The 3,385-nt window shown below is 40.9% G+C and carries 4 protein-coding genes; all 4 read right to left on the reverse strand.

Going from position 1 to position 3,385, the window contains the following annotated elements:
- Positions 1–672 carry a hypothetical protein gene (locus tag U9Q18_06210; protein MEA3313950.1) on the reverse strand — a complete coding sequence of 224 codons (672 nt, stop codon included), beginning with the start codon at positions 670–672 and terminating at the stop codon, positions 1–3.
- A 160-nt stretch (positions 673–832) separates the two neighbouring features.
- Entirely contained in the window at positions 833–2,563 is a 1,731-nt protein-coding gene (locus U9Q18_06215; protein ID MEA3313951.1) for a hypothetical protein, read from the reverse strand.
- Positions 2,564–2,824: 261 nt separating this feature from the next.
- Positions 2,825–2,971, reverse strand: a complete 147-nt coding sequence (locus U9Q18_06220) for a hypothetical protein (protein ID MEA3313952.1) — start codon at positions 2,969–2,971, stop codon at positions 2,825–2,827.
- A 45-nt stretch (positions 2,972–3,016) separates the two neighbouring features.
- The coding region (locus tag U9Q18_06225) for a hypothetical protein (GenBank protein ID MEA3313953.1) at positions 3,017–3,385 on the reverse strand (369 nt) is incomplete at its 5' end.

A 3,385-nucleotide genomic window follows, 5' to 3' on the forward strand; every position in this document is an offset into this window, starting at 1 on the left:
TTATTTTTCTTCCACTGCACTTAAAACAATAAGGAACGCATCGCCCCTGTTGAGAGCTTTTTTACCAGCATATCTGTCCTGAAACAGCCCATGCTGGATAGAAAGCAATTTAACAGTTTCTTCTTCTGTCAAAGCATCGCCGCCGACAACTCTTTCATATTGTTCACCTATGCCAAAAACCTGCATCTCCCACCTCAACATCTCAATAGGAGAAACATAAGCTTCCAGGTTAAACTCTTCGGGGAACTGAAAGCCATGCCTCTTCAGATAGAGAAAATCCTTAAACATCGGATCCTCTTTCCCTACTCCCTCTATCACTTCGTAGCCGGGAAATACAGATACAAGATAATAATAAGCGTCAAGCATTTTATTTTTGCTAATGAGGTACGCGTGATACACTTTGTTAATAAACAAGTCCAGCTTGTTGGACATTGCCACGATGTTCCCACGTTTTACCTTCCTCGTATACTTGAAAGCGCGGGAAAGAATAACAAGGCAGTCACCTTGCGTAATGTAAGCTTTTTCGTGTAGCGCGCCGTCGCTGTACCCCCGCACTATACCGATCTTTTTCAGTTTTTCCCCGGCATTTTCGGACTGCGTTTCAGCCAGCACCATAGGAACAGCCGCTATGATAAAAATCAAAACAAGTATCAAAGCAATGTATCTTTTCATTATATTTTCATTTGCCTCCAATAATTCCTGCCAAACTTTTTTACTTTTTTCCCGCACTGTTTTCTTTTTACGCTATTTACTTTCCACACTGTTTGTTTTTCACACTGCGTCAAAAAAATATTTTCCTTTTTTATATCTCTTCTGTATATATTGTAGCAATTTATCTTGTTTCTTCAACCTCGCCTAAAACTCTTGCAAGAGCAAGAATTCTCCCCAACACGACGGGTCGCTTTATGATAAACCTTTCATACAGTTTTTTGAAAGAGTGTGTCCTTCTGTACTTTTTCAAAAAATATTCGCTCATCCTTATAGGCGAAGGCGGGCGGATAGGCGAAAGCACCAAACTAAAAAAATCGTACACTTCGCTTTCCGCGTCTTTTGAGCTGCTCCACCCGTAACGCTTCTTTATTGTTTCTATATCCGTTCCCGCATTAAGGTGTTTTAACAGTTTTTCCAGTTCGTTTTCCTTTCTATCGAGTCTTGCAAGGTTTTTCTTGCTGTGTATACTTCCTTTTTCCAAATTTTTTAGGTGTTTACCGATACTCTTTGCCTTCAAAAATATCTTTTCTTTCTCTCTGAGCAATGCAAAAAACACGACTTTTTTAATATCGTTCATTGCATCCTTTTCCGTGTAATCATTTTTGATATCTGCAGGACGCTTAATATCAAGCCGGTAGAATTTTTCCTCTATGTCTTTAAGTGGCACGCCGTGAATAGAATCGGTGAACAGTGGAGAAAAATTATTCATCTTGTGCAGCATACACCAAGCACCAAACTTCTTCCTTACCTTATGCTTAATATATTTAAAAAATGCGCTGTTCTCCCTTATGCAAGGCACAAGAAAATAGGAAAAATTGTCGCTTCTTAGTATCAAATTGGAAAAAGCGATGTCAAACGAAATGAACTGCTCAATCTCGCGCGAAACACTCGCTACACTCATTATCCTGAAATTTGCGTCAAAAAACGAATTAGGCAACGGCCTGTTTCTAACAAGATAATTAAAAAGATACATCTTAAAATATGCGGAAACGCTTTTTACATGGTCCAGTAGCGTTATATCGTTCCCGTACTGCCTTGTTTCGGAAAGCGCTTTTACAAAATATTTTTCGCTTTTTCTTTTTACGAATTTGTTGATTTTTTCTATGCTTTTTTCTTTTTTCAAAAATTCGTCAAAATCACTGTAAAACGATGCTCTTGCTGCGTTGAGCTTTGAAATGTCAATTTTGGTCTCAGGATAAAAAAAATTATCCCTCACCGTGTGAGTTGCAGATTGTTTGCCGCTATTAGCAGGGTTTGACGCGTCAAGGTGGTCCACTGTTTTTAAAAGGGCAATCAGTGGGTGCTTTCGGATTGTGCCCTTGAAGGAACACTCTGCAGGCGAAAGACAGCGCGAGCATCCGTGATGAGCACAAACAAAATGTGAAAGAGAAATAGAAAGGTCAGTTCCTTTTGTCGCAGTGGTTGCTATGTTTTCTGTTGCAGTGATTGCTGCATCATTTAGCTTGTTGTTTGCCTCGCTGTTTGCTGCGTTGTTTTTTGTCATGGTATTTGCCGCGGTGCCATGTAAGGTGTTCAAGGAGATGTTTTGTGCAATGTTTGGGAAAGCATTGGGTGTAATTCCCTTGCTCAAAATTTTTGAGAGCGGCGAGAAAAGAAACTCCCTTACATTGCTCGGAATGCTATCGTTATCCACAAACAAAATTTGCCCGTGAAAATCCCTTACCGTTTTTCCTTTTGCCTTTGACAACACAAAAAATGAGGAAAGCTTGCCTATATCGTGCAGGTACGCCCCGATCTCGGCAAGAAGAATTAAATCCCTGTATCTCCCCGCAAGACCACTGTTTTTATCCGTAAACCACGTAAACCTCTTAAACCCCTTTTGTTTACCCATAACTCCTTTTTCTTTTATCTATCTTATTATACTCTTTTTTGCTGCCACTACTAACTTCCTCTTCATTGCATTCGTTCCTTTGTCATTGCGTTCGTTCCTTTGCATGCATTACGTCAAGTGAATGCATAAGCACGACACGGCAATCTCTTCATTTGTTTCCTCCCTGTCGTCGTTGCGTTTTTTTCTTGTCATTGCGAGCATTCCTTTGGAATGCGCGGCAATCCCGCTTTTTATCTTTTATTCGTCTTTGCGAAGAAGCCGTTAGGCGACTGCGGCAATCTCTTCATTTGTTTCCTCCCTGTCGTCATTGCGTTTTTTTCTTGTCATTGCGAGCATTCCTTTGGAATGCGCGGCAATCTCAGCCTTAACAACAAACAATTGTTTTAAAAGAGACAAAAAACGGGTCATTGCGCGGAGCGCAGTGACGGAGAGAGGATGTTGTGCGCTATTCCCTTACACCTTAAACCTTATTTTCACTTTGTTCTTATCTATATCCTCTTCACTCTCGACAAATGCGCCGACAATTTTTTCTACCGCTTCCTTCGGCGGAAACGGATAATTAAACATCGGCCCAAGCGGCTTTTCATTGTAGTAAGGCCTGTTACATCCAGTGCATCCCGACGTCAAAACCATATCGCTGACAACTATTCCTCCCAATAGTGTCACACTGGTGCCAGGCACCAGTGTGACACTTCTCACTACATCCATTGAAATAAGATTTTCTGTTTCGTCAAACTCCGGCAAAAACTCAACTCCTTTACTGAACAGGTATCGCATCAGTTGAATCCTTCTGTATCGCGTTAGAGATGGCGGATCTTCACC

It is taken from the genome of Caldisericota bacterium (genome assembly GCA_034717215.1).
Lineage (GTDB): Bacteria > Caldisericota > Caldisericia > Caldisericales > Caldisericaceae > UBA646.